Source organism: Bradyrhizobium sp. cf659 (assembly GCF_900113725.1).
In the GTDB taxonomy this organism is placed as follows: Bacteria; Pseudomonadota; Alphaproteobacteria; order Rhizobiales; family Xanthobacteraceae; genus Bradyrhizobium.
In genome coordinates this window covers 81,849-104,419 of record NZ_FOQJ01000015.1, presented here as the reverse complement: position 1 = coordinate 104,419, position 22,571 = coordinate 81,849, and the positions used below count along the sequence as shown (strand labels likewise).

Sequence of the window (22,571 nt, the reverse complement as noted above, 5' to 3'; positions counted from 1 at the left end):
AATCTCGAGATTCCGGGGTCGCGACTGCGGTGCGTCCCGGAATGACTAGGGGGTGGAATGGTCAGGTTTGCGAGCAGGAAGGCGCGGCAGCACGCCGCCTTGTCGGAGGATTTCGAGCGCGAGCTGACGCGGGAGGTGCTGCGCACCGAGCTGTTGCGGGTGCGGGCGCTGATCACGACGGGCTGCGTCATGGTCCTGTTCCTCACCGCAACCTACCTGATCGACCCGGCCCTCGTGAACCGGGTCTGGCGCGGGACGGAGGGCCTGGTCCGCGAATACATTCTCTTGGCGGGCTTCATCCTCTTTGAGGTCTGGGTCCACAGCCAGATCAGACGAAACCTCAAGCTCGATCGCGACCTGCCGGTGATCAGGCGCTATATCGGCGCCCTCATCGAAACGTCGCTGCCGACGATCATCCTGATCCTGCAGATTCGCAGCATGGGCGCGAGCCAGGCGCTCGGTTTCGTGTTGCCGCTGGCCTATTTCATCTTCATTATTCTTTCGACGCTGCGGCTCGATTTCTGGCTGTCCACCTTCACGGGATTTGTGGCTGCAGCCGAACTCTTGGCCGTCGCGCTGTATTACAACTCGGCCAGCGAGACCGGTGAACCCCTGATCTACTTTCACTCGGTGCGCAGCACGATCATTTTGATCTGCGGCGTGCTTGCCGGCTCCGTCGGTGTGCGGCTGCGGCGGCAATTTGCCGCGAGCATCGCGGCGGCCACCGCGCGCGACCGGGTCACCAATCTGTTCGGCCAGCACGTCTCGCCGCAGGTGGTGGAGCGGCTGATGGCGGAGGGGACGAGCGCCGCCGGCGACCTCCGCCGCGTCGCCGTGATGTTCGTCGATTTCCGCGGCTTCACCGCCGGGGCGCAGTCGCGCACCCCGCAGGAGGTGGTCGACCGGCTCGACGGCGCCTTTGCCGTGCTGATCGACATCCTCGATCGCCAGGGCGGCATCGTGAACAAGTTTCTCGGCGACGGCTTTCTCGCGCTGTTCGGCGCGCCGCTGGAGGCCTCCGACGCCGCGCACCGCGCGGTCGCCGCAGGCCGCGAGATGCTGACCGCGATGGACCGCATCAACGCGCAGACGAGCTGGCCGCTGCGGATCGGCATCGGCATCCATTTCGGCGAGGTCGTCGCCGGCAATATCGGCTCGCCCCGGCGCAAGGAATACACCGTGATCGGCGACACCGTGAACTTCGCCTCGCGGCTGGAGGCGCTGAACAAGGATTTCGGCTCGCAGCTCCTGATCTCGGCGTCCGTGCGCGAGGCGCTCGGCGATGACGGCGAGGATGCCGTGCCGCTCGGCGAAGTCGAGGTGCGCGGCTACGAGCAGAAGGTGGCGGTGTTTCGACTGGGATAGCGCGCGTTCAAATGTGAGTCGCGTTTGGTTGAAGCGGAGTCGCGTTCCGTTGAAGGCGCGTGATGAAATATCTCTGCTAGCTTTCGGGTCTTGCACAGTGGAAGCCGAAACAACTCGGCTTCCGCTTGTCACCCGGAGAAAGCTCATGACCCGACTGACCCTTGTTGCGGCCGCCCTGATCGCCGCCGCCGTCACCCAAACCCAGGCCGCATCCGCGCGCCACGTCGCCCCACCGCGCGCGACAACCGAGGCGACGGCCGACCACTGCGTCAGGGCTCCCGCAGAGGGCGCGTATGCCACGGCGCCCTACAAGCAGCCGCCTTGCCTGCCCAACACGGCGACGATGTACTAACGATCACGGCAGACGACGCCGGGCTGGTGAAGTCCGCCGGCCCGGCGTCGCGGCAGTTCATGGCTGCCCCGGTCGTTGGCGGTATTTTAGTAGCGCTTGACTCGCTTCTCATCTAGTCATCTATATGACTATATGAATTCAGCGCCGCTCGACGACCGCCTGCCACGCTACCAGCGCCTGCGCGACGACCTCGCCGCGCGGATCAACCGCAATGAGTGGCGGCCGGGCGAGCCGATCCCGTCGGAGGCCGAACTCGGCGCGCATTACGGCGTTGCGATCGGCACCGTGCGCAAGGCGATCGACCAGCTCGTCGCCGATGCCGTGCTGGAACGGCAACAGGGCCGCGGCACCTTCGTGCGCCGCGCGCGCTTCAACTCCTCGCTGTTCCGCTTCTTCCGCTTCCAGTCCGAGAGCGGCGAACGGCGCGTGCCGAAGAGCCGCATCATCAGGCGCAAGAGCGTGCCGGCGACATCGGCGGTCGCATCCGCACTCCGCATCCCCGTCGGCGAGCCCGTGATCAGCCTGTCGCGCCTGCGCCTGATCGACGATGTCCCGCTGCTCGCCGAAGAGATCTGGCTGCAGCAATCGCGCTTTGCGCCGATCCTCGACATCGACACCGCCGAATTCGGCGACCTGCTGTACCCGCTCTACGAGGAGCGCTGCGGCGAGGTCGTGGTCTCCGCCGAGGAAATCTTGACGGTCGAGACCGCCAACGAGATGCAGGCGCGCCTGCTGCGGCTCGAGGCGCATGCGCCTCTGATCGTCGTCGAGCGCCTCGCGCTCGACCTCGAACGGCGGCCGATCGAATGGCGCCGCTCGCGCGGGCCGGCCGATCGCTTCCGCTATCACGTCGAGATCAGGTGAAGCGGCTTTTCAACGACACCAATCAATAAACGAGTACAGGGGTAGGAAAAATGTCGAACTGGTACAGCGAAAGCTCGCCGCTTGAGCGGCGCACATTCTGGGCAAGCTTTGGCGGCTGGGCGCTGGATGCGCTCGACGTCCAGATGTTCGGCCTCGCGATCCCCGCGCTGATCGCCGCGTTCGGCATCAGCAAGGCCGACGCGGGGCTGCTCGGCTCGATCACGCTGTTCTTCGGCGCGTTCGGCGGCTGGCTTGGCGGCGCGCTCGGCGATCGCTTCGGCCGCGTCAAGGCGCTCCAGATCACGGTTCTGACCTTTGCGCTCGCGACCTTCGCCTGCGCATTCGCGATGACCTACACCCAGCTCCTGGTCCTGAAGGCGATCCAGGGCCTCGGTTTCGGCGCCGAATGGGCCTGTGGCGCGGTGCTGATGGCCGAGATCATCCGCCCCGAACATCGCGGCAAGGCGCTCGGCTCGGTGCAGAGCGCCTGGGCCGTCGGCTGGGGCGCAGCCGTGCTGCTGTCGGCGCTGGTCTTCACCTATGCGCCCGCCGACATCGCCTGGCGGCTGCTGTTCGCGCTCGGGCTGTTGCCCGCGCTCCTCATCATCTTCATCCGCCGCGGATTGAAGGAGCCGCCGCGCGCAGTCGCCAGCGAGAAGACGCCGTTCTTCGCGACGCTCTCGGGCATCTTCCATCGCGACGTGCTGCGCGCGACGCTGATCGGCGGCCTGTTCGGCATCGGCGCCCATGGCGGCTACGCGGCGCTGACGACGTTCCTGCCGACTTACTTGCGCGAAGTGCGGCATCTGTCCGTGCTGGGCTCCAGCGGCTATCTCGCCGTCATCATCGTCGCCTTCTTCTGCGGCTGCGTTGTGAGCGGCATCATCAGCGACCGCATCGGCCGCCGGATCAATGTCGCATTGTTCGCCAGCGCCTGCATCATCACCGTGCTGATCTACATCTTCGCGCCGCTGACCAACGGCGAGATGCTGGTGCTCGGCTTTCCGCTCGGCTTCTTCTCCGCCGGCATTCCCGCCAGCATGGCGGCGCTGTTCAGCGAGCTCTATCCGGCCGGCGTGCGCGGCACCGGCGTCGGCTTCTGCTACAATTTCGGCCGCATCGTCTCTGCCGCTTTCCCGTTCCTGGTCGGCTTTCTCAGCGACCATATCGGGCTCGGGCCGGCGATCGGCATCGATGCGGCCTTCGCCTATTCGCTGGTGCTGATCGCGGTGCTGCTGCTGCCCGAAACCCGCGGCAAGGTGTTTGAACAAGCCGCCGCGACGCGCGCCTGACGCGGGATGGGGAGGAGCAGCCATGACATCGTCCCAGCGCGGCCTGACGCGCCGCCAGTTTGGCGCGGGCCTCGCGTCGCTCGTGACGGTGGCCGCGACCACAGCCAGCAGTGAGGCGGCCTTGCCGACGATCGATACCCACGCCCATGTCTTTCATCGCGGCCTCAAGCTCGCGCCGGGCCGGCGCTACGCGCCGGATTACGACGCGCCGCTGTCGCTCTATCTGGAGCAGCTCGACCGCAACGGGATGACCAATGGCGTGCTGGTGCAGCCGAGCTTTCTCGGCACCGACAACTCTTATCTGAGCGCGTGCCTGAACGAGGCGCGCGGGCGCCTGCGCGGCATCGCCGTCGTCGACCCCGCTGTGTCCGCGGACGAGCTGCGCAGGCTCGATCGCGCCGGAATCGTCGGCATTCGCCTCAATCTCGTCGGTCAGCCCTTGCCCGATCTCGCTGCCGGCGAATGGAAGACGCTGCTCGCAGGCGTGAAATCCATGGGCTGGCAGGTCGAGGTCCAGCGCAACGCGGCCGATCTCGCCGTGCTTGCGCCGCAGTTGCTCGATCACGGTGTCACCGTCGTGCTCGATCACTACGCGCTGCCCGATCCAAAACCTGGCGTCGCCGATCCCGGCTTCCAGTCGGTGCTGAAGCTCGGCGCAACGCGGAACGTCTGGGTCAAGATCTCGGCGCCGTATCGCAACGGGGCGTCGGGCGAAGATTTCGCGAAAGCGGCCTATCCGCTGCTGCGCAACGCCTACGGTCTCGATCGCCTGTTGTGGGGCAGCGACTGGCCGCACACGCAGTTCGAGGCGTCGCAGGCTTACGAAAAGAACCGGCAATTTCTCGATACGCTGATCATTGACCAGAGTGAGCGCGCGCAAGTGCTGGCATCGCCGCGACCACTCTTTCGCTTCTGATACGTCATCTGCGATTGCTCCGATTGCTCCGAATTTTGGGGCATGACGGACGATGTCGCCGGCTTGTAGACTGCCGGCGATGCAGCCGGTCGCGGCTGCGATTTGCGTGAGGAAAGCAAAGATGCAGCGCCGCTACATCACCGTCGACGTGTTCACCGACCGCCCCTTCGGCGGCAACCAGCTCGCCGTGGTGCTCGATGCCGGCGGCTTGTCGACGGCGCAGATGCAGGCGATCGCGACCGAGTTCAATTATTCCGAGACGACCTTCGTGCTGCCGCCGCGCGACAAGACCAATGACGCCGAGGTGCGCATCTTCACGCCGGTGCGGGAGCTGCCCTTTGCCGGTCATCCCAATGTCGGCACCGCCTTTGTGCTGGCTAGCCTCGCGAAGGAGCCGAAGCCGCGCCTGTTGTTCGAGGAGAAGGCGGGGCTGGTGCCGGTCGAGATCGTACGGGAGCAGGGAAGGGTGGTCAGCACCGAGCTCACCGCGCCGCAGCCGCTGGCGCGCCTCGCGACGTGTTCCGCCGAAGAGATCGCGGCCTGCATCTCCCTGACCGCGGAGGATATCAAGGTCGATCGCCATGCCCCGCAGGTCGTCGGCGTTGGAACGCCCTTCGTGGTGGCGGAAGTGGGGTCGCGCGAGGCTGTGCGGCGGGCCAAGCCCGATGCTGCGGCGTTCAGCCGGATGTTGCCGCGCGATGGCGCCTTCTCGGTCTATTTCTACACGCGCGAGGTGCCGGCGGCGGAAGCTCCATGCGAGCGGCAGGCGCGGATGTTCTTCCCCGGCGCCAGCGGCCTGATCGAGGACCCCGCCACCGGCAGCGCCACGGTCGCCGCCGCCGCGCTGTTCGCCGATCTCGATCCCGCGCGCGATGGCGAGTTGAAGCTCACCGTCGGCCAGGGGTTCGACATGGGCCGTCCGAGCATCCTGTTGACGCGCGTGCTCAAGCAGAACGGCAAGATCATGTCCGCCCATGTTGGCGGCAGCTGCGTGCAGATGATGGAAGGGACGTTCCGGCTGGCAGGGGAGGGCTGAGGTCTCTCACCTTGTCATTCCGGGGCGCGCGCAGCGCGAACTACGGTGCGCAATTGCGCACCTGAGAATCCATCGGGCGGCAGAGATGGTGGAGGAATGGATTCCGGGCTCGCGACTTCGTCGCGCCCCGGAATGACGGAGAGCTAAATCTGCCGCCCCGCCAAATTCCTCACCGTCACGCCATCCCGCTCTTCAATCACCTCCGCGATCATCTGGCGGTGGCAGTGGGTGTGGTCGCGCTCGTAGCAGAGAAGGCACACAGGACCCGCCTTCTTCACCAGTGCCGAGAGCTCATCCATCTCTTCCCTGGCCTGCGGCGTCTTCAGGTGCCTTGAATAGATCTTTTCCAGCACGTCGTACTGGCCGCTGCGCGCGGCAAGGCGGCCTTCCTTCGGCGTGCCAAGCGCGGCGAGATGCACATAGGCGATGCCGCGCTCATCGAGCCCTGCGGCGAGCTGCTTCTTGGAAAAGCCCGGCCGGCGCGACGAGGTCACCGCGCGCACGTCGACCACGAGCTTGACGCCGGCCTGCTCCAGTTCGTCCAGCACCGCCTTGGGCGGCGTCTGTTCATAACCGATGGTGAAGAGCTTCTTCGCCTTTGCCATGGGACACCTCGGGTCACGACATGAGAGGTCGTCATGCCCGGGCATAGGCGAGCGGAAGCGACGCCGTCCTTTGGACGGCTGTGCCCGGCCATGACGTGTGGGGGCTTTGCTGCGCCCAACTGCGAGCGACATAGGTCACGGCCTGCTCAGCTCACCCGTGCAATCAATTCCATGGCGCCGGCCGGCGCGCGCACCTTGCCTTCGTGGATGACGTAGGCGAACACGTCGCGCGGTTCTTTCTTCGGCTTGGCCTTGTCGACCTTCGGCAAATCGTCCGGTTCGCCGCCCTCGGCCCAGTCCTGAAAGCGCTTGGCCCAGGCATCGAGCTGCTTCGGCGGATAACAGGTCTTGATCTCGTCATTGCCCTTCTGGAGCCTGGCATAGACGAAATCGCCGGCGACGTCGGCGATCGCCGGATATTTGCCGTGCTCGGCGAACACGACCGGTGTCTCGAACTCGCGGATCAGCGCAACGAAATCCGGCGTACAGAAACTGTCGTGGCGGACCTCGACGACATGGCGCAGCGCGCGTCCGTCGAGCTTGCGCGGCAGCAGCTCGAGGAATTTGCCGAAATCGGCACCGTCGAACTTCTTGGTCGGCGCGAACTGCCACAGCGCCGGCCCGAGATGATCGCCGAGCTCCAGCACGCCGGAATCATAGAACCGCTTGATGGAATCGCCGGCTTCCGCGAGCACGCGGCGGTTGGTGGCAAAGCGCGGCCCTTTCACCGAGAAGACAAAACCCTCGGGCACTTCGCTGGCCCATTTGCGAAAGCTCTCCGGCTTCTGCGAGCCGTAATAGGTGCCGTTGATCTCGATCGAGGTCAGCTTCGAGGCGGCATAGGACAGCTCCTTCGCCTGCGTCAGCTTCTCCGGATAGAACACGCCGCGCCAGGGCTCGAAGGTCCAGCCGCCGATGCCGATGAAGATATTGCCGGATTTTTTGGACACGGTTTTTGCTTTGGCCACGGGAGGATCTCGCATCGACGTGGAGGGGAGGCCGGCATCCTAGTCAAACGAGTTGTGATTGGCCAGTTGCCGCGGCCCGTCTAAGCTTCCGACCAGATCATCTGCTGTCGAATGACAACAGAGTTTTTACTCAGACATAGAGTTTTTACTTTGACACATTGTTTTTACAGTCGAACGAGCATGGAAGATCACGCTTTTTGCAATTCAAGCACCCGGCGAATCAACGCCCTAGCTTAACTCTCCGACCTTTGATTTGCGCTTTGCTTCTTGGCGCTAAGGAAATTGCGGGCGGCCGCCAAGGCTGCCGCAGACGACCGGCTTGCTATGGTCGAGCACAGGGCCTCGCGTGACGGGGCTCAAAGTTCCGACATTAAATCCGTCGCCGGGACGGAAGGTCTTCAACGTGCTGCGAACACTGGCTTCGGGCAGGCGGCGCTTGATGACCTCGGTGGCGAACAGGGTCGCGTGGAGCGGGATGCGGCGACCGATCTGCTTCCAGATCGGGATGTCGCGTCGATGTGGTCCTCGTGGGCGTGTGTCACCAGCAGGCAGCGCCTTCAGCGTCCCGTTGGCCAGGATCGGCTTGAGCACGTCAACCGACGGAGCAATGAAATCGACCCAGGGACGTCCCGCGGCATGGCGATGCCGCAGGTGACAAAGACCCACTGGTCGGCGTGGCCGTAGAGCGTCCAGTTCATACCGATGTGGCCAAGGCCGCCGAGCGCGCTGTTGGACAGTCTAGCAGTAGCTGCGAAAGCGTCACCAAATACTGCGAAAGTTTCCAGCCCCTCAAGCCTCGATTCAGGTCGGCAACACGCAAGGTGGCTCTTCTTGTGCGTGAATGGCCACCGGCTTGGGCGTGGTCCTACGACTCGCTAATGCCGGCAGCGAACTCACCCTTGGCTGTTCAGCCTCTCAAGGCTGAAACAGGGGTTCGATTCCCCTAGGGAGCGCCCAGCAAGAATTTTCAAACACTTATGCTGACAATTAGCCGCCTTAGCGGCACCCAATAGCCGCAGCTCGTTTCGCAGTTGTGCGTGCCAGGCGGCAGCTCTGTCGAGCAAGCGATGGTAAGCGCCGTCGCTTCGCTAGTGCGCCAGCGACGTGCAGACTAACTGGGGTGTCTTGTAACGCTTGGCGCGCGCAGGGAGTGCCATTCAGGCCGGGAATCATAATCCTGGGGTCGGGGGTTCGAGTCCCTCCCCCGCTACCACGATTCGATCGTAATATCAGGCAGTTAGGCTGCGCGGCAAAACCTCGCAAACGGCCTCGTAGCAAATCGGTAGCACGCATCCCTGATCCCATAGTAATCGAATCCTTGCTGAAAGGTGGGTGTCTGCAAAAAGGACGGGCTCGATGGGTTCTCTTTCGCTCGCCTAGGGCACGAAGGATTCGCCCAATCTTGTTGTCGTCAGATCGAGCAGGGAACAGAAGCCCCGTGTCGGCGATGCTTTGTCGTTGTTCGGCTGCCGATTCCTTGGAAGGCCTAAGTCCAACCGAAACGAGCGGCTCAAGAGCAGCTGACTCTTAATCAGCGGGTCCCAGGTTCGAGCCCTGGTGCGCCCACCATCCCAAGGCCCTGCTGATGCAGGGCTTTTTCATTCCAGACACCAGAACAGACCGTGTCTCGCGCGACGCTTAAGCGGTCGGACCTCGCGCGGCGAGCCTGTTGTGCGATTTTTCCCTTGTTCTTGTATCTTCACCCGTTCGATACAGCGCGCAGCCGCGATGATACAGGCGAATTACCTGCTCGTCGTAGAATAGGATATCGGGGCGAGCAAAACGGACAGTATGCCCCATGACGCGAAGGGCGCCGCGGTCCAGATGGAAGCGGACGCACAGACCTCAGCCCGCACGTTGCGCTGGCGCGCAGCCCTAGCGCAGGCCAGCGTCACAGCCATTGCCGTCATGGCGCATTGTCGGGCCCTTGTGCTGCGAAGATGCAGCGCCGCTACTTCGTCGCGTAATCCGGCGACCACGCCTCGCACAGAGCGCACAACCGGAGGTGGTCACGAGCCCGCTCTTGGAAAGCCGGAACGCGAGCGGCGGCCAAAGAGATTCAAATCCGACGGTGAATCGACCGGGATCAGCGTCCACTGCCGCCAGCCGTGCAACACGGCAACGGGACGACCACCGCAAAATTGCCTAGGCGACCACATCCGGCAAATGGATTTGTGGATCCCAATCCTTGATTGGAGTTGATTGATACCCTAATACCGTTGCTGACGGGCAACACAGGTGCGGACCGGTGCGGACGATCATTGCTGACGATCACGCGATTATGCGGGAAGGTCTGAAGCAGCTTCTGTCGACCGTGGGCGGGCTTATTGTCAGCGGAGAAGCGGCGGACGCAGAGGCTGTTCATCGGCTGCTGAACGAAAACTCCGCCGATCTTCTCGTCCTCGATCTCGGCATGCCCGGTGTGAGCGGCTTTCAATTCATAGCTCACCTGAGAACCACTTGGCCGGCGCTACGGGTTCTTGTCCTGACCGCCAATGTCGAGCCGCGTTCGGTTCGGGCGGCTTTTTCCGCGGGCGCGAGCGGCTATTTGACCAAGAGCGGCGATCCGTCCGAACTCATCGCTGCGATCGATGCCATCAGGAAAGGCAACTCCTATGTGGCGCAGGAGGTTCGCTTTGCGGTGGACCACCATGACGGCCCGAGCGAAATCCCGGAGCCCTCGGCAGCGATCATATCTCCGGTCACACTGACAAGGCGCGAGCGGCAAATCCTGGCGATGATCCCCCACGGCGCCACTAGCCGCGACATCGCCAACCGTCTCGGCATCAGCCCGCTGACAGCCCGGAAACATCGCGAGAATCTGATGCGGAAGCTTGATCTGCACAGTGGTGCCGAATTGACGGCCTACGCCATTCGTCTCGGCCTTCCGGCGGGCTAGCGCGTTTTCGAGCGAAGCGGATACGGTTCGCGCCAAGAAAACGCGCCAAACAGGAATCCAGAGCCCCGTTCCGATTCCACCGGAACGGGGCTCTGGCGCACCGGCAACTCGCGAACGAAGCCGCCGCACCTCCCGGCGCGCGGAGAGGTTTCGATGCAGGAAGTTTCGATGCAGGAAGACAAGATACGCGAAGCGCTGGTCGAGCTTTTGTATCGCAATTCCTATGGGGTGGTGGCCTCCAACGTCCTCATCTCCCTGGCGGCGGCATACGTCCTGAGGAGCACCGTACCGGCGAGCTGGTTGGTCGGATGGCTCGGTGCGCTGTATCTGCTCACCGCCATACGCGTCCTGGCGGCGCGCCGGTTCTTCAGCCGGAATCGAGAACCAGCGTCTGTGTTGCGATGGGCGTGGCTCGCGGCCGCGTTTTCCTGCGTGTCGGGACTGCTGTGGGGAATGCTCGGCTGGGTTGGGTTCGTTCCCGAACAGCCCGTTGCTTTTTTATTCACCATTGTTGCCTTGACCGGTCTGGTCTGCGGCACAGTTCCGTCGCTCTCGGCCTTTCCGCCGGCTCTCGTCGGCTCGATCATCGCAACGGTGCTGCCGGTCATGGTGCGCGCCTTTATCAATGGAGGTGATACCTCCGGCGCATATCTCGCCCTGCTTACGGGACTTGTGACTATCAACCTCTATTATTGCCGCACAACGCACCGCATGCTGCGTGAGACCATCAGGTTGCGCCTGGAAAATGTCGAGCTGGTCGGCCACCTCGAGGAAGAACGCGACCGCGCGCAGGCCGCCGATCGTGCGAAAACGCGTTTCCTCGCGGCTGCCAGTCATGACCTGCGCCAGCCGATCCATGCCTTGAGTCTGCTGATCGCCACGCTCGCGACGCTGGGTCGCCGCGGCGCCGTCCAATCCGGCGATGCGCGCGATCTCGCCGGCAAGGCAATATCCATCGTCGGAAATCTCAGCGCCCTTCTGAACGGACTGCTCGACATCTCCCGGCTTGATGCCGGCGTCGTCACTGTTGCGCGGGAGACGGTGAATCTCTCCCAACTTTTCGACCAGCTCGGCAACGAGTTCGCTTCGGTGGCGAAGGAGCGCGGCCTTGATTGGCGTGTTGTTGAAAGCCGCCTCCAGGTGGACAGCGATCCCATGATGCTGAAACGGGTCCTGGGCAATCTGCTGTCGAACGCCTTTCGCTATACGATATCCGGCGGCGTTCTGCTTGGCTGCCGCAGGCGCGGCGCGTCGGTGGAAATCCAGATATGGGATACCGGCCCCGGCATCCCCGCAGATGAGCAAGCAATGGTCTTCGAGGAATTCGTGCAGTTGCAGAACCCGGCGAGGGAGCGCACGCAAGGCCTTGGCCTTGGCCTCGCCATCGTTCGCCGCACCGCCGCACTACTGCAACATCCGCTGAAGCTGGTCTCCGTCGTCGGCCGCGGTTCGATGTTTTCCGTTACGGTTCCGCAAGCTAGTGCCGTGGAAACTCTTGCGCCGGCCGACAGGGCATCGCCGGCAGGCATCGCGGTCAACATCATGGTCGTGGAAGACGAGGGCGATGTTCTCGATGTCATGGTGCAGTTGCTTACGCTGCAGGGGCATCGCGTTTATGCCGGCCGGTCCGCCGCCGAGGTGCAACAGATACATGCAGCAGCGGTCGCGGTCGGCGATGCACCGGTCGATCTGATCATCGCCGACTACCGCCTCGGAGATGGCGCGACGGGCCTGGAGGCGATCGAGGCTCTTTGCGCCCATATCGGCCGCTCCGTCCCTGCCCTGATCGTGACCGGCGATACCTCGCCCTCGCGCATCAAGGAAGCCGCCGCCAGCGGTCATCGTATTCTGCACAAGCCGATCTCCGGCGAGGAATTGCACGAAGCGATCGTTGTCGCCTGTGTTGACGGCAAGGAATCCGTCGATAGTGGTTGCTAGAGGGACGGGTCGCTGCCGCCATCGGCGATCACCCGGCCACGGTTGAGATCGTGTCCCGGCGCTGATCTTCCACGGCGCGGTCACCCGCGGTGGCGCTGCCCCTTTCGGCATTAGCCGCCTCGCCGACGACGAAATACGGCATCTGCCGTATCGCCCGCCAATGCGCCCGACGATATCTATTGCCCCGAACTGAACGCGCTTGAACGGCAGCGTGCAAGAAAGTCATTTGGATATGGCATTTATCGGTAGATCTCGCGCTTGGCGAGCATCGTCGCCTCTCAAGGCGTGGACAATCGCAGTCCTGGCCGGCTTCGGCATTTTGCACCTCGTCGCAGGATTCATGCTGGATCACGCGCCGAGCATCCGACCCATCGAAACGGCCGCAATCGCGATCGACCGCGACTAGATCGATTGGCTGGTGTCACTTGCGTGAGTCCGGACGCCCCATGCTGTCCGGCTATTGACTGCGATCACCATTCTCCAGGAAGCGATGCCATGTCGGAGATAGCGGTTTATTTGGTTCTGAGTGCGGCGGTTTTTGCCGGCGCGTTCGTTTCCGGCCTTTCCGGGTTTGCTTTCTCTGCGGTCGCCGGCGCTATCCTGCTCCACGTCTTTCCGCCGATGGAAGCCGTGCCATTGATGATGGCTTGCAGTATCACCGTACAGGCGGCCAATCTGTTTGCACTACGCAAGAGCATGCAATGGAAAACCAGCCTGGTTTTCATCGCTGGTGGACTATTAGGCATTCCGATCGCGATCTATCTCCTGCAGAACGTGGATACAGGCATCTTCAGGCTGGGGTTTGGAACACTCGTATCGCTTTACGCGGCATATGCCTTGGTGCGGCCGACGGCTGCCTATTTGCGTCAGATGGACAGCCGGAGCAGGAACGCGCTGGTAGGGTTTGGCGGCGGGCTGGTCGGCGGCTTGACCGCGATGCCCGGCGCGCTTCCTGCGATCTGGTGCGACATCCATGGTCTCCCGAAAACTCAGCAGCGCGGCCTGGTGCAGCCCTACATCGGCGTCATGCAGCTTTTTGCTCTCGCTCTCATGCTTTCGCACCACAGCCTCTCGCTGAAGGTCTTGATCGACTTTGGCATTGCCCTGCCCGCCCTGGCCGCCGGAACGGCTGTGGGGATCGTCCTGTTCGGTCGGATCAACGAAGCAGCCTTCAAACGGATCGTCCTGGGCTTGTTGCTGTTTTCGGGACTTTGCCTTGTGATCTAGCAGGCGGTTTTCGAGGTACGATCCGCGCTGGCAGACGATATCTGCTTGAAAAAGCGAGAGCAGTCCGGCCAAATCAAGCCCGGCCGAAGACGGCGGGGGGTGCATGAAACGGGGCACGGAACGAATCTTTCGGGAAGCGGCCATCGAGCGGCTTTCGAATCCCGAACAGCTCGACCATGTTGTCGGCGTCACGCGCCCGTTCGATTGGATGGCCGCGCTGGCGCTGGCGCTGGGACTGGTCGTGCTGATTGCCTGGAGCGTGCTCGGCCGCATTCCGACCCGCGTATCCGGTGATGGCATTTTGCTGAGCAGCGGCGGCCGCCTGGTCGATGCCGTATCCGCCGTGAGCGGAAAGCTGGCCTCGCTCGATGTCGGCATCGGCGATGCCGTCCGCCGCGATCAGGTGATCGCCCGCGTCGTCCAGACCGAGACCGAGCAGCGGCTTCAGCAGGCGAGGGATGTCCTGCGCGAGCGCGAACGCGAGCATGCCGAGCTCACCGGTGCGATTTCGCGGGAGATCGATGCCAAGCTTGCCAACTATGCGGCGCAGGAGGCAGGTCTGGCCAACGTGATCGCGGCTGCCGAGAAGCGCTCCACCTATCTCACGGACGAGGTAGCCAAGCTCGAGCCGGCGGCGGCGAACGGAACTGTGACCCGCAGGTATCTTGAGGACCGCCGCGTCGAACTCAACAATGCGCGTGAGCGCATCTCCGACGCAAAGAACGATATCCTCAAGCTCAACGCGCAGCGGCTGGATCTGCAGAGCCAGCGTGAGCGCGATCGCCTGCTGTCGGAATTCAAGGTCAATGACGCGAAGCGGGCGGTCGAGCAGCATGCGGCCGAGCTCGAGCGAGGATCGCGGATCCTCAGCCCCGCAGACGGTCGTGTCGTCGAAGTCAAGGTCTCCAGCGGCGCGGTGCTTGTCATGGGTACGCCGGTGATCGAAATCGAGATCGCGGGGCAGGTCCTGGAGGCGACCGTCTACATGCCGCCGGACCGCGGCAAGACCATCAGGCCGGGCATGGAGGTTCGTGTCGAGCCGGTCACGATCAAGCGGGAGGAATACGGCGCGATTGTCGGCAAGGTGGTGGCGGTTTCGGATTTCCCGGTAACGCCCCAGGGCATGCTGGCCGACCTGCACAACGACGCGCTGGTCAAGCGCTTCACCGGGGATGGCGCGCCTTATGCGGCCAAGGTAGCCCTGGAGCGCGATCCGTCGACCTTCAGCCTGTATCGCTGGACCTCCGGCAAGGGGCCGCCGATCCTGCTCTCGAGCGGGACGCTGACCCGCGCCGAGGTCACGACGCGCGAGCAGCGGCCGATCGATCTGGTGATCCCGCTGACGAAGCGGCTGACCGGAATTGGCGGTTAGGACCGCCAGCGCATGACCGCGTCATCGCACCCGACCGGCGACTATCGAGGTTTGCTCGATCGCCTTGGTAACCGAATCAGGCGCATGCGGCGGCGTTGGGTCACGCCGACGGTGTTCCAGATGGAAGCGCTGGAATGCGGTGCGGCCTCGCTCGCGATGGTCCTGGCCTATCACGGTCTCTGGGTGCCGCTGGAAAAGCTGCGCGAAGCATGCGGCGTGTCCCGGGACGGCAGCAAGGCCAGCAACGTGCTGAAGGCCGCGCGGCAGTTCGGACTGACGGCAAAGGGGTTCAGGAAAGAGCCGGCAACGCTGCATGAGCTGCCGATGCCATCGATCATCCACTGGAACTTCAACCATTTCGTGGTGCTCGAAAGGCTGGATGCGGATTGCGCCTATGTCAACGACCCCTCCGTTGGGCGTCGCAAGGTCGGCCATGATGAGTTCGATGCGTCCTTCACCGGCGTCGTCCTGGCGATGGAGCCAGGACCCGAGTTCAAGCCGGGCGGGCGCGAGCCCGATTTTTTTCCGCTGCTGAGGCGGCGACTGTCGAATTCGCTGGGGGCGGTGCTGCTGCTGGTCGCGCTCAGCATGGCGCTCGTGGTCCCCACCATACTGGTTCCGACCTTCGCGAAAATCTTCGTCGATGACGTCCTGATCAAGCATGTCGAGGGCTGGTTCACGCCCTTGCTGATCGGCATGGCGATGACGGCCCTGGCGCGGGCGCTGATGACGGCGTTTCAACAGTCGCTGCTCCTGCGCATCCAGACCAAGCTGACGGTGACGATGGTCAGCCAGTTGCTATGGCACGTCCTGACCCTTCCGATGGAGTTCTTCACCCAGCGGCACTCGGGTGACCTCGCCAGCCGCATCGCTGCCAGCGAACAGATTGCGCAACTGCTTTCGAACGGGGTGGCTACCAATGCCCTGAACCTGATCTCGGTCGTCTTCATCGCCGTCACGATGGCGTTCTACGATGGTCTCCTGGCGACGATCAGCATCGCCATGGCTCTCCTCAATGTCCTCGTCCTCAGGCTGATCGCGCGCCAGCGCGAGGATCTCAACCGCAAGCTGACCATCGAACGGGCCAAGCTCAATGGAAGCACCATCGAGATCATTCGCACGATCGAGACGATCAAGGCCGGAGGTCTGGAGGACGACGCCTTCGCGCGCTGGGCCGGATTTCAGGCCAAGGTCCTGAACGCCGAGCGTGATCTCGGCGTCTACGCCAGCTTCCTCGACACCTGTCCGATCTTCCTGACCGGGTTGACCGTCGCGATCGTGTTGGGCGTGGGTGGCTTGCGGATCGTCGACGGCGCATTGACCATCGGTGGCCTTGTCGCCTTGCAGGCCCTGCTCACCAGCTTGGTCGAGCCGATCAACGCGCTCGTGCAGCAGACCACGGCCTTCCTGGCCATCAAGGGCAATCTGTTCCGGATTGAAGACGTCTTCAACTATCCCGCCCGTCCCCTGGTGCCGATCGAGCGTGCGCCCGCCCGCATGCCCGCAAAGCTGTCGGGCCGGGTCGAGTTGAAGGACGTTTCATTCGGCTATTCGGCGCTCGAGCCGGCGCTGATCGAGGATTTCTCGCTGGTCGTCGAGCCCGGTTGCCGGGTGGCCTTGGTCGGCGCATCGGGCAGCGGCAAATCCACCGTTGGACGGCTGGTCAGTGGCCTCTACCGGCCGTGGTCCGGCGACATCCGCATTGACGGCTGGTCGATGACCGAGATTCCCCAGGAGATATTCACCAATTCGGTCGCCTATATCGATCAGGAGATCCTGCTGTTCGAGGGGACAGCCCGCAACAACCTCACGCTCTGGGACGACACCGTGGCCGAGGCCAGCGTGTCGCGGGCGCTCAAGGATGCGCTGATCCATGAAGATGTCGCCGTCCGCGCCGGCAATTACGATTGCCACGTGGCGGAGGATGGCAGGAATTTCAGCGGCGGCCAGCGACAGCGGCTCGAGATTGCGCGCGCGCTGGCGAGCAATCCTTCCGTGGTCGTCCTCGACGAGGCCACCTCGGCGCTGGATCCGATCGTCGAAAAGGCGATCGACGACAATCTCCGGCGCAGGGGCTGCACCTGCATCATCGTCGCCCACCGGCTCAGCACGATACGCGACTGTGACGAGATCCTCGTGATGAGCAACGGGCGGATCGTGCAGCGGGGGACGCATCAGGAGCTGCTCGCCGAGGGCGGTGAATATGTCCAGCTGGTGTCGAGCGAATGAGCAGCGCGTACCAGCCTCCCTCCCTCGAAACGCCGCCCTGGCGCGAAGGCGCGGCGCTAGGCCCGGTCGCACTCGAGAGCCATCAGCCTTTGCCGATCAATGATCTCGATCTCGTGCTGCGCGTCGTGCGCGGTTATGTCGACCTGTTTGCAGTCAGGCAGAGCGCCGGCGGCGAGCCGAGCCGTCGGCATCATTTGTTTCGGGTCGAGCAAGGCGCGGTCGTTTTCGGCATGCCCGCTATCCGCGATGGCAACGGGAATTCGATGGCCGTGATTGCGGTCGGCGGTCTCGAGACCGAAATCGTGATCGATCATCGCAGCGGTCTTGCGGATCGGGACGCGATCGACGCCTGGACTGCGCTTGTGTCGGGAGTCATCGCGGCGTCTCCTCAAGGAGCGGTCGTGCAGCAGGCCGCGATCGGCTCGCGATACGCACTGGCATCCGGCGACATTCTCCGGCTGTCCGGCCGGCAGGTCGGCTGGATCGGGATTGAGCATGGGACCATCGGCGTGATGGAGATGCCGGAGATCCATGGCTCTGGGGAGTGTCCCTCGCCGATGTCGCCGGGAACCTGGGTCGTCGCCCGCGAGGACGCGACGCTGGTGGTGCGGGAGAGCACCGCGTTCCCGCTTCCCGAGATATGGGCCGCGCTTGATCGCTTCCATGCACGCGTCATGGAAAGCCTGTGTCGCAGGATCGATGAGGATACCCTCGCGGAGGCTGACCGCCTGCGCCTGCGCTCCGGTCTCAACCGGCAGCGCAGGACCAGCATTGTCAGCCGCCTTGCCGGCATCATCACGGCCGGGTCGGAAGCATCGCAGTCCGGCGCGGACGGCGCCAGCCGTCTGCTGGCCGCCTGTCGGGAGGTTGGAGCTGCCATGGGCCTTTCGCTCCAGGCGCCGGCCAATATGGCGTTCGACAATGATGATCTTACGCGCGCCGTGAGGATCGCGAACGCGTCGCGGGTGCGAATACGGCGCCTGTTGCTGCGCGCGGACTGGCAGACCAACAGTGCCGGTCCGTTCGTCGCGTTCCTTGGCGAAGACCGGCGGGCCGTCGCGATCCTTCCCAAGGCAGGTGGCCGCCACATCATCGTCGACCCCGGCGCCGGCACGCGCCGTGAATTGACGCGGGAAATCGCCGCCGAACTGGCTCCCGAGGCGGTGATGTTCTATCGCCCGCTGCCGTCGCGGGCCCTGATGGTTCGTGATCTCCTGAAGTTCGGGGCCGCGACGGTCCGGGGCGATGTCCTGCGGATCATGCTGGCGGCCCTGTGCCTCGGCCTTCTCGCGCTGGCTACGCCCCTGGTGACCAAGCTGCTGATCGATTCCGTGCTCCCGCGCGCGGAAGTCGACCAACTCCTGATCTGCGCCGTCGCGCTCGTTGTCGTGACGCTGGTGGCCGGCGGATTTCAGATGATGCAGGGCATCGCCATGCTCCGGCTTGAGAGCCGGCTGGACTTCGTGTTGCAGGCGGCAATTGTCGACCGCCTGCTGCGGATGCCGACCGCCTTCTTCCGCAACTTCTCCGTCGGCGACCTCGCAGACCGCACGCTTGGTGTCGAAGCCGTCCGCACGATCGTCACCGGCCGCGGCATTCGCGGATTTCTGGCTCTTGTGTCCTGCGTTTTCAGTTTTGCCGTGATGTTCGCCCTCGACGTCAGACTGGGCCTGTTGGCCGCGGCGCTGGCCGTGCTGCGCGTCGCAATGGTGGTCGCGATCAGCCTGGTCCGGCTGTCGGAGGAGCGCGAGAGCCTTTATCTTCAGGGATGGCTGGAGGGGCTGGTTCTGCAGCTCCTCACCGGCGTCGGAAAACTGCGGATTGCGAACGCGACCATGCAGGCGCTCTCGATCTGGGTCGAGCGCTTTTCCAGGCAGAAGCGCCATTTCATCGCGTCGCAGCGTGCGGCAAACCTCCAGAAGAGCCTCGATGCGGCGTTTCCTGCGCTGGCGACGCTGCTCATCTTCGCCCTGGCCCAGACCACGTCCGGCGCGAGGCCGGTGCACGAACTCGGTACGTTCCTGGCATTCTATGCGGCGTTCGGTCTGTCGCTCGCCGCGGTCGGCGAGTGGGCGTCGGCGATCGGAGAACTGCTGGTCGCAATTCCGAGGATCGAGCGGATCAAGCCGATCATCTCGACGGCGGCCGAAATCAGCGACGAGCGGAAGTCGGTCGGCGAGATCAGCGGCTCGATCGAGTTTGCCAACGTGTCGTTCCGCTATGGCGAGAGCGGGCCGCTGATCCTCGACGATGTCAGCCTCAGTGTCAGGACAGGAGAATATCTCGCCATTGTCGGCCCGTCGGGGAGCGGCAAGTCGACACTCTTCCGATTGCTTCTCGGCTTCGAGAAGCCGGAATCCGGCGTGATCTTTGTCGGCGGCAAGTCGCTCGAGACGATCGACGTCGGCTTGTTGCGCCGCGACGCCGGGGTCGTGCTGCAGAACTCCAGGCTCGCCTCCGGCAGCGTCTATGAAAACATCTGCGGCGCGGCCCGTCTGTCGATTGACCAGGCCTGGGAGATCGCACGGCTGGCAGGATTGGACCGTGATCTCGAGGCCATGCCCATGGGTATGCAGACCCTCGTTGCAGAGGGCGTCAACACGCTCTCTGGTGGCCAGCGCCAGCGATTGCTGATCGCGCGGGCGCTGGCGCATCGGCCGCGGCTGTTGCTGATGGATGAGGCCACCAGTGCGCTCGACAACCGGTCCCAGGCCATCGTCAGCGATTCGATATCAAGGCTCAACCTGACGCGTATTGTCATCGCGCACCGGCTCAGCACCGTTCGGTCGGCGGACCGGATTGTCGTGATGGGCGGCGGCAAGATCGTGCAGACCGGCAGCTTTGCTGAGTTGATGGCGCAGCCAGGCCTGTTTGCGAATTTCGCGGAACGTCAATTGATCTAGGGGTCACCGATATGCGCAAGGTCCTCTTCATATTCGGCGTGCTGAACGACTCCGACATCGACTGGATGGCCCGTACAGGCTCCCGCCGCGGCATCGGGCGACAGGAGGTCCTGATCGATGAAGGCGTGCCGATCCCGTCGATCGTCCTGCTGTTGCAGGGACGAATGGGCGTGAGCGTGTCCGGCATCGGCGAGATTGCCCAGCTCGAGGCGGGCGACTTCGTCGGTGAGATGTCGCTGGTCGATTCAGCGCCGCCCTCGGCCACGGTGGCGGCAAAGGTCGATTCGGTTGCCCTGTTCCTGGACAAGCAGGTCCTGCTGCGAAAGCTCGCGGCAGACCACGCCTTTGCCGGCCGCTTTTATCGCGCTCTCGCCATCCTGCTGTCGGACCGCCTGCGCGCCACCGAGCGCAGGATGGCCTATGGTGAGCAGGAAACCGGGCTCGGCGACGAAGCGACACGGTTGGAGGACGAGCTTGATCCTGCCGTGCTCGACCAGGTGTCGGTCGCGGGCGAGCGATTCGACCGTCTGCTCAAGCTTGTCGAGCAGGTCGCGATGAAAGGCGCCAGATCCTGAGATCGAAGGCAGGGCCTTTCGACACTTCCTCGCGACCGACGATGAAATACGGCATCTGCCGTATCGCTCGCAGATGAATCCAGCGGTACCTTTACATTTTGGGCGGGGAATTTGAACGCCGTCCGGAAATTCCTTATCGGCGGACGACATTCATGAAATCTTCGACCGCATTGATCCGAAATGACTTTCAGGCGGCAGACGAGACGTCCGAGCGGACCCTGCATCTGTTTGAACTGGCCGGCCTGCAGCCTCCCGCGGCAGATGACGTCACGCCGTTCAGCGATATCAAGCGTTTCGAGGAACGGTGGCATGCGGACCCGACGTTCCGGTCCGCCTTTATCCAGGACCCGGATCGGGTCGCCGCGACATTCGATTTGCGGGTCGATCCCGAACTCGTGCGCCCAATATGGGACCCGGAGCATTCCGGCGACGATGAATCTAAGTCTCCGCCCGTTTGGGTTCGCTACCGCGACTTCCAAAGGCGAGGAACCAAACATCTCCTTGACGCAACCGCGGCGAGCCAGCCGGCCGATCCCCGCTTCGCTCGCTGGCGTCAGCGCCAGATTTACCGGGCGAACTTGGAGATCGGCGTGTCACTTACGCCCAATCCGCACATTCCTGCCAGCTTCGAGCTATCGCGCGGTTGCTCCGTCGGATGCTGGTTTTGCTCACTGTCGCCGCCCAAGCTCGACGATGTATTTCGTTACACGCCGGAGCATGCCCGGCTTTGGCGCGAAATCCTTGAAGTGATCGGTGGGGTGAGCGGCCCCGCGGCCCGCAGGACCATCTGCTATAGCGGTACGGATCCTTTCGACAATCCCGACTACGAACGCTTCGTTGACGATTTCGTCTCTGCCTTTGGCGACGTGCCATTCACGAGCACGGCCATTCCAACGCGAGATGTCGAGCGCACCCGGCGCCTGCTCGCGATCTCACCGGCCTATCGGGTGCGCTTTTCGGTCCTGAGCGTTGGCGCACTCGCGAAGATTCACGCCGTCTTCTCGCCGGAGGAGACACTTCCCGTTCTGTTCGGCCTGCGTAACGAGGGAGCAACGGACGCTCGATCCTTGAATTTTGCGGGCCGGGCCCGTGACAACGTTGCCAAGTATCGCAAGTATCAGCCCGAGCGGCCCGTGATCAGCACGCCGTCCTGCGAGTCTGGCTTCAAGTTCAACCTGGCGGAGCGCACCATTAGACTGGTCAGCCCGTGTGCGCCAGATGATCGCTGGCCGATGGGATACCGTGTTTACGACGAGGCAAGCTTCGAGACGGGCGGCGATGTGGCGCGGATCGTCGAAGATATGATGTCTCGTCACATGACGAGGACAGCAAGCGATTTGCCCGTTCTGCGCTTTCCGAACCATCTGCGATACGAATCGATCAATACGGGATTCGCTCTGATCGGACGGCGCTTGCGACAACGTTTCGAAGACACGTCCGACATGCCGTCAATGGCGCGGCTCGGAGAATTGATTGCTTCGGCAAGGCACAACGCAAGCGCCATTGGAACCCTTCTCGATCGGGAGTGCGGCGTCAGGCGAGAAGCGACCACGGCCACGTTGGAAGACCTATTCAATCTTGGTGCGCTGGAGGAGGACCTGCAAGAACCAGGCGGGCCCTTGTCAAATTGAACCGAAAGTCACGGAGAGGATCATGAAAATCGACCAATGGACCAAATTTCTGATGAGCGTCGCCGGTGATGCATCCGCGGAAGCCGTCATTCGCAGTGGCGACACCAGGCAGATCATCGGTCTTGCGAAAACGAAGGGGTTCGAATTCACCGAGATGGATATCGAGGACGTTCGCGGTGGGGATGTGTCCGGGGGACTCACCGACGAGACCCTTGAAGAGATTACTGGCGCGGTGCTGGTCAATGGCGGAAGACTGATGACGCGATAGTTGGGGAATATGGTGACAGGCTGGGAATACGGTGACAGGAAGATGGTGCAATCATCTGTCAGGTGCCGCTCCGGTTCGATCCGGGCGACGCAAGGTAGTGCCGCAGTAGGGGCCGACGAAGAGTTTGTGCG

The 22,571-nt window shown here is 63.5% G+C and carries 18 protein-coding genes and 1 tRNA gene; 16 read left to right on the top strand and 3 right to left on the bottom strand.

Annotated features, from left to right (window positions below):
- Positions 1-57 precede the first annotated feature (57 nt).
- The 6 genes from BM118_RS36755 (at position 58) to BM118_RS36730 (ending at position 5,825) form a co-directional block, all read left to right on the top strand.
- Positions 58-1,365 (top strand): adenylate/guanylate cyclase domain-containing protein, encoded by a 1,308-nt coding sequence (locus tag BM118_RS36755; RefSeq protein WP_092192466.1) that lies wholly within the window; start codon positions 58-60, stop codon positions 1,363-1,365.
- A 145-nt stretch (positions 1,366-1,510) separates the two neighbouring features.
- Positions 1,511-1,717, top strand: coding sequence for a hypothetical protein (locus tag BM118_RS36750; protein ID WP_092192464.1), 207 nt, complete (start codon positions 1,511-1,513; stop codon positions 1,715-1,717).
- A 132-nt stretch (positions 1,718-1,849) separates the two neighbouring features.
- A complete protein-coding gene (locus tag BM118_RS36745) occupies positions 1,850-2,581 on the top strand; it encodes a GntR family transcriptional regulator (protein ID WP_092192462.1) in 732 nt (243 codons plus the stop codon).
- A 50-nt stretch (positions 2,582-2,631) separates the two neighbouring features.
- Complete coding sequence (locus tag BM118_RS36740) at positions 2,632-3,873, top strand: MFS transporter (protein WP_092192460.1); 1,242 nt, start codon at positions 2,632-2,634, stop codon at positions 3,871-3,873.
- A 22-nt stretch (positions 3,874-3,895) separates the two neighbouring features.
- Positions 3,896-4,789 carry an amidohydrolase family protein gene (locus BM118_RS36735; RefSeq protein WP_092192458.1) on the top strand — a complete coding sequence of 298 codons (894 nt, stop codon included), beginning with the start codon at positions 3,896-3,898 and terminating at the stop codon, positions 4,787-4,789.
- Between the two features lie 121 nt (positions 4,790-4,910).
- A complete protein-coding gene (locus BM118_RS36730; RefSeq protein ID WP_177235021.1) occupies positions 4,911-5,825 on the top strand; it encodes a PhzF family phenazine biosynthesis protein in 915 nt (304 codons plus the stop codon).
- 143 nt (positions 5,826-5,968) lie between these two features.
- Here BM118_RS36730 and BM118_RS36725 read toward each other — a convergent pair whose 3' ends face one another.
- The 3 genes from BM118_RS36725 to BM118_RS40955 all read right to left on the bottom strand — a co-directional run bounded on the left by BM118_RS36725 (position 5,969) and on the right by BM118_RS40955 (position 7,989).
- Positions 5,969-6,430 carry a DUF488 domain-containing protein gene (locus BM118_RS36725; RefSeq protein ID WP_092192456.1) on the bottom strand — a complete coding sequence of 154 codons (462 nt, stop codon included), beginning with the start codon at positions 6,428-6,430 and terminating at the stop codon, positions 5,969-5,971.
- A gap of 146 nt (positions 6,431-6,576) precedes the next feature.
- The gene (locus BM118_RS36720) at positions 6,577-7,413 is read right to left on the bottom strand and encodes a DUF72 domain-containing protein (protein WP_092192454.1); all 837 of its coding nucleotides are present in this window, start codon (positions 7,411-7,413) and stop codon (positions 6,577-6,579) included.
- 258 nt (positions 7,414-7,671) lie between these two features.
- Positions 7,672-7,989, bottom strand: coding sequence for a hypothetical protein (locus tag BM118_RS40955; RefSeq protein WP_143099587.1), 318 nt, complete (start codon positions 7,987-7,989; stop codon positions 7,672-7,674).
- A gap of 551 nt (positions 7,990-8,540) precedes the next feature.
- Between BM118_RS40955 and BM118_RS36710 the strand changes: the two genes are divergently transcribed.
- The 10 genes from BM118_RS36710 to BM118_RS36660 all read left to right on the top strand — a co-directional run bounded on the left by BM118_RS36710 (position 8,541) and on the right by BM118_RS36660 (position 22,440).
- A tRNA-Met gene (locus BM118_RS36710) sits at positions 8,541-8,611 on the top strand.
- Between the two features lie 1,035 nt (positions 8,612-9,646).
- Positions 9,647-10,297 (top strand): response regulator, encoded by a 651-nt coding sequence (locus tag BM118_RS36700; protein ID WP_244550323.1) that lies wholly within the window; start codon positions 9,647-9,649, stop codon positions 10,295-10,297.
- A gap of 153 nt (positions 10,298-10,450) precedes the next feature.
- A complete protein-coding gene (locus BM118_RS36695; RefSeq protein ID WP_244550322.1) occupies positions 10,451-12,235 on the top strand; it encodes a hybrid sensor histidine kinase/response regulator in 1,785 nt (594 codons plus the stop codon).
- A 495-nt stretch (positions 12,236-12,730) separates the two neighbouring features.
- A complete protein-coding gene (locus tag BM118_RS36690) occupies positions 12,731-13,462 on the top strand; it encodes a sulfite exporter TauE/SafE family protein (RefSeq protein WP_092192448.1) in 732 nt (243 codons plus the stop codon).
- Positions 13,463-13,565: 103 nt separating this feature from the next.
- Positions 13,566-14,834: an NHLP bacteriocin system secretion protein gene (locus tag BM118_RS36685; RefSeq protein WP_092192446.1), complete on the top strand. Its 1,269-nt coding sequence runs from the start codon at positions 13,566-13,568 to the stop codon at positions 14,832-14,834.
- A 12-nt stretch (positions 14,835-14,846) separates the two neighbouring features.
- Positions 14,847-17,063: an NHLP family bacteriocin export ABC transporter peptidase/permease/ATPase subunit gene (locus BM118_RS36680; protein WP_244550321.1), complete on the top strand. Its 2,217-nt coding sequence runs from the start codon at positions 14,847-14,849 to the stop codon at positions 17,061-17,063.
- Positions 17,060-19,966, top strand: coding sequence for an NHLP bacteriocin export ABC transporter permease/ATPase subunit (locus BM118_RS36675; protein ID WP_092192442.1), 2,907 nt, complete (start codon positions 17,060-17,062; stop codon positions 19,964-19,966). Before BM118_RS36680 ends, BM118_RS36675 begins: the two co-directional genes overlap by 4 nt.
- Positions 19,967-19,977: 11 nt before the next feature.
- Positions 19,978-20,541 (top strand): cyclic nucleotide-binding domain-containing protein, encoded by a 564-nt coding sequence (locus BM118_RS36670; protein ID WP_092192440.1) that lies wholly within the window; start codon positions 19,978-19,980, stop codon positions 20,539-20,541.
- A 152-nt stretch (positions 20,542-20,693) separates the two neighbouring features.
- Positions 20,694-22,172, top strand: a complete 1,479-nt coding sequence (locus tag BM118_RS36665; RefSeq protein ID WP_092192438.1) for a radical SAM family RiPP maturation amino acid epimerase — start codon at positions 20,694-20,696, stop codon at positions 22,170-22,172.
- Positions 22,173-22,194: 22 nt separating this feature from the next.
- Complete coding sequence (locus tag BM118_RS36660; protein WP_092192436.1) at positions 22,195-22,440, top strand: hypothetical protein; 246 nt, start codon at positions 22,195-22,197, stop codon at positions 22,438-22,440.
- Positions 22,441-22,571 lie beyond the last annotated feature (131 nt).

What these genes read in the sequence shown, in the direction of transcription:
- BM118_RS36755 (WP_092192466.1), top strand. Translation starts at nt 58, where the DNA reads ATGGTCAGGTTTGCGAGCAGGAAGGCGCGGCAGCACGCCGCCTTGTCG.
- BM118_RS36750 (WP_092192464.1), top strand. Translation starts at nt 1,511, where the DNA reads ATGACCCGACTGACCCTTGTTGCGGCCGCCCTGATCGCCGCCGCCGTC.
- BM118_RS36745 (WP_092192462.1), top strand. Translation starts at nt 1,850, where the DNA reads ATGAATTCAGCGCCGCTCGACGACCGCCTGCCACGCTACCAGCGCCTG.
- BM118_RS36740 (WP_092192460.1), top strand. Translation starts at nt 2,632, where the DNA reads ATGTCGAACTGGTACAGCGAAAGCTCGCCGCTTGAGCGGCGCACATTC.
- BM118_RS36735 (WP_092192458.1), top strand. Translation starts at nt 3,896, where the DNA reads ATGACATCGTCCCAGCGCGGCCTGACGCGCCGCCAGTTTGGCGCGGGC.
- BM118_RS36730 (WP_177235021.1), top strand. Translation starts at nt 4,911, where the DNA reads ATGCAGCGCCGCTACATCACCGTCGACGTGTTCACCGACCGCCCCTTC.
- BM118_RS36725 (WP_092192456.1), bottom strand. Translation starts at nt 6,430, where the DNA reads ATGGCAAAGGCGAAGAAGCTCTTCACCATCGGTTATGAACAGACGCCG.
- BM118_RS36720 (WP_092192454.1), bottom strand. Translation starts at nt 7,413, where the DNA reads ATGCGAGATCCTCCCGTGGCCAAAGCAAAAACCGTGTCCAAAAAATCC.
- BM118_RS36695 (WP_244550322.1), top strand. Translation starts at nt 10,451, where the DNA reads ATGCAGGAAGTTTCGATGCAGGAAGACAAGATACGCGAAGCGCTGGTC.
- BM118_RS36690 (WP_092192448.1), top strand. Translation starts at nt 12,731, where the DNA reads ATGTCGGAGATAGCGGTTTATTTGGTTCTGAGTGCGGCGGTTTTTGCC.
- BM118_RS36685 (WP_092192446.1), top strand. Translation starts at nt 13,566, where the DNA reads ATGAAACGGGGCACGGAACGAATCTTTCGGGAAGCGGCCATCGAGCGG.
- BM118_RS36680 (WP_244550321.1), top strand. Translation starts at nt 14,847, where the DNA reads ATGACCGCGTCATCGCACCCGACCGGCGACTATCGAGGTTTGCTCGAT.
- BM118_RS36675 (WP_092192442.1), top strand. Translation starts at nt 17,060, where the DNA reads ATGAGCAGCGCGTACCAGCCTCCCTCCCTCGAAACGCCGCCCTGGCGC.
- BM118_RS36670 (WP_092192440.1), top strand. Translation starts at nt 19,978, where the DNA reads ATGCGCAAGGTCCTCTTCATATTCGGCGTGCTGAACGACTCCGACATC.
- BM118_RS36665 (WP_092192438.1), top strand. Translation starts at nt 20,694, where the DNA reads ATGAAATCTTCGACCGCATTGATCCGAAATGACTTTCAGGCGGCAGAC.
- BM118_RS36660 (WP_092192436.1), top strand. Translation starts at nt 22,195, where the DNA reads ATGAAAATCGACCAATGGACCAAATTTCTGATGAGCGTCGCCGGTGAT.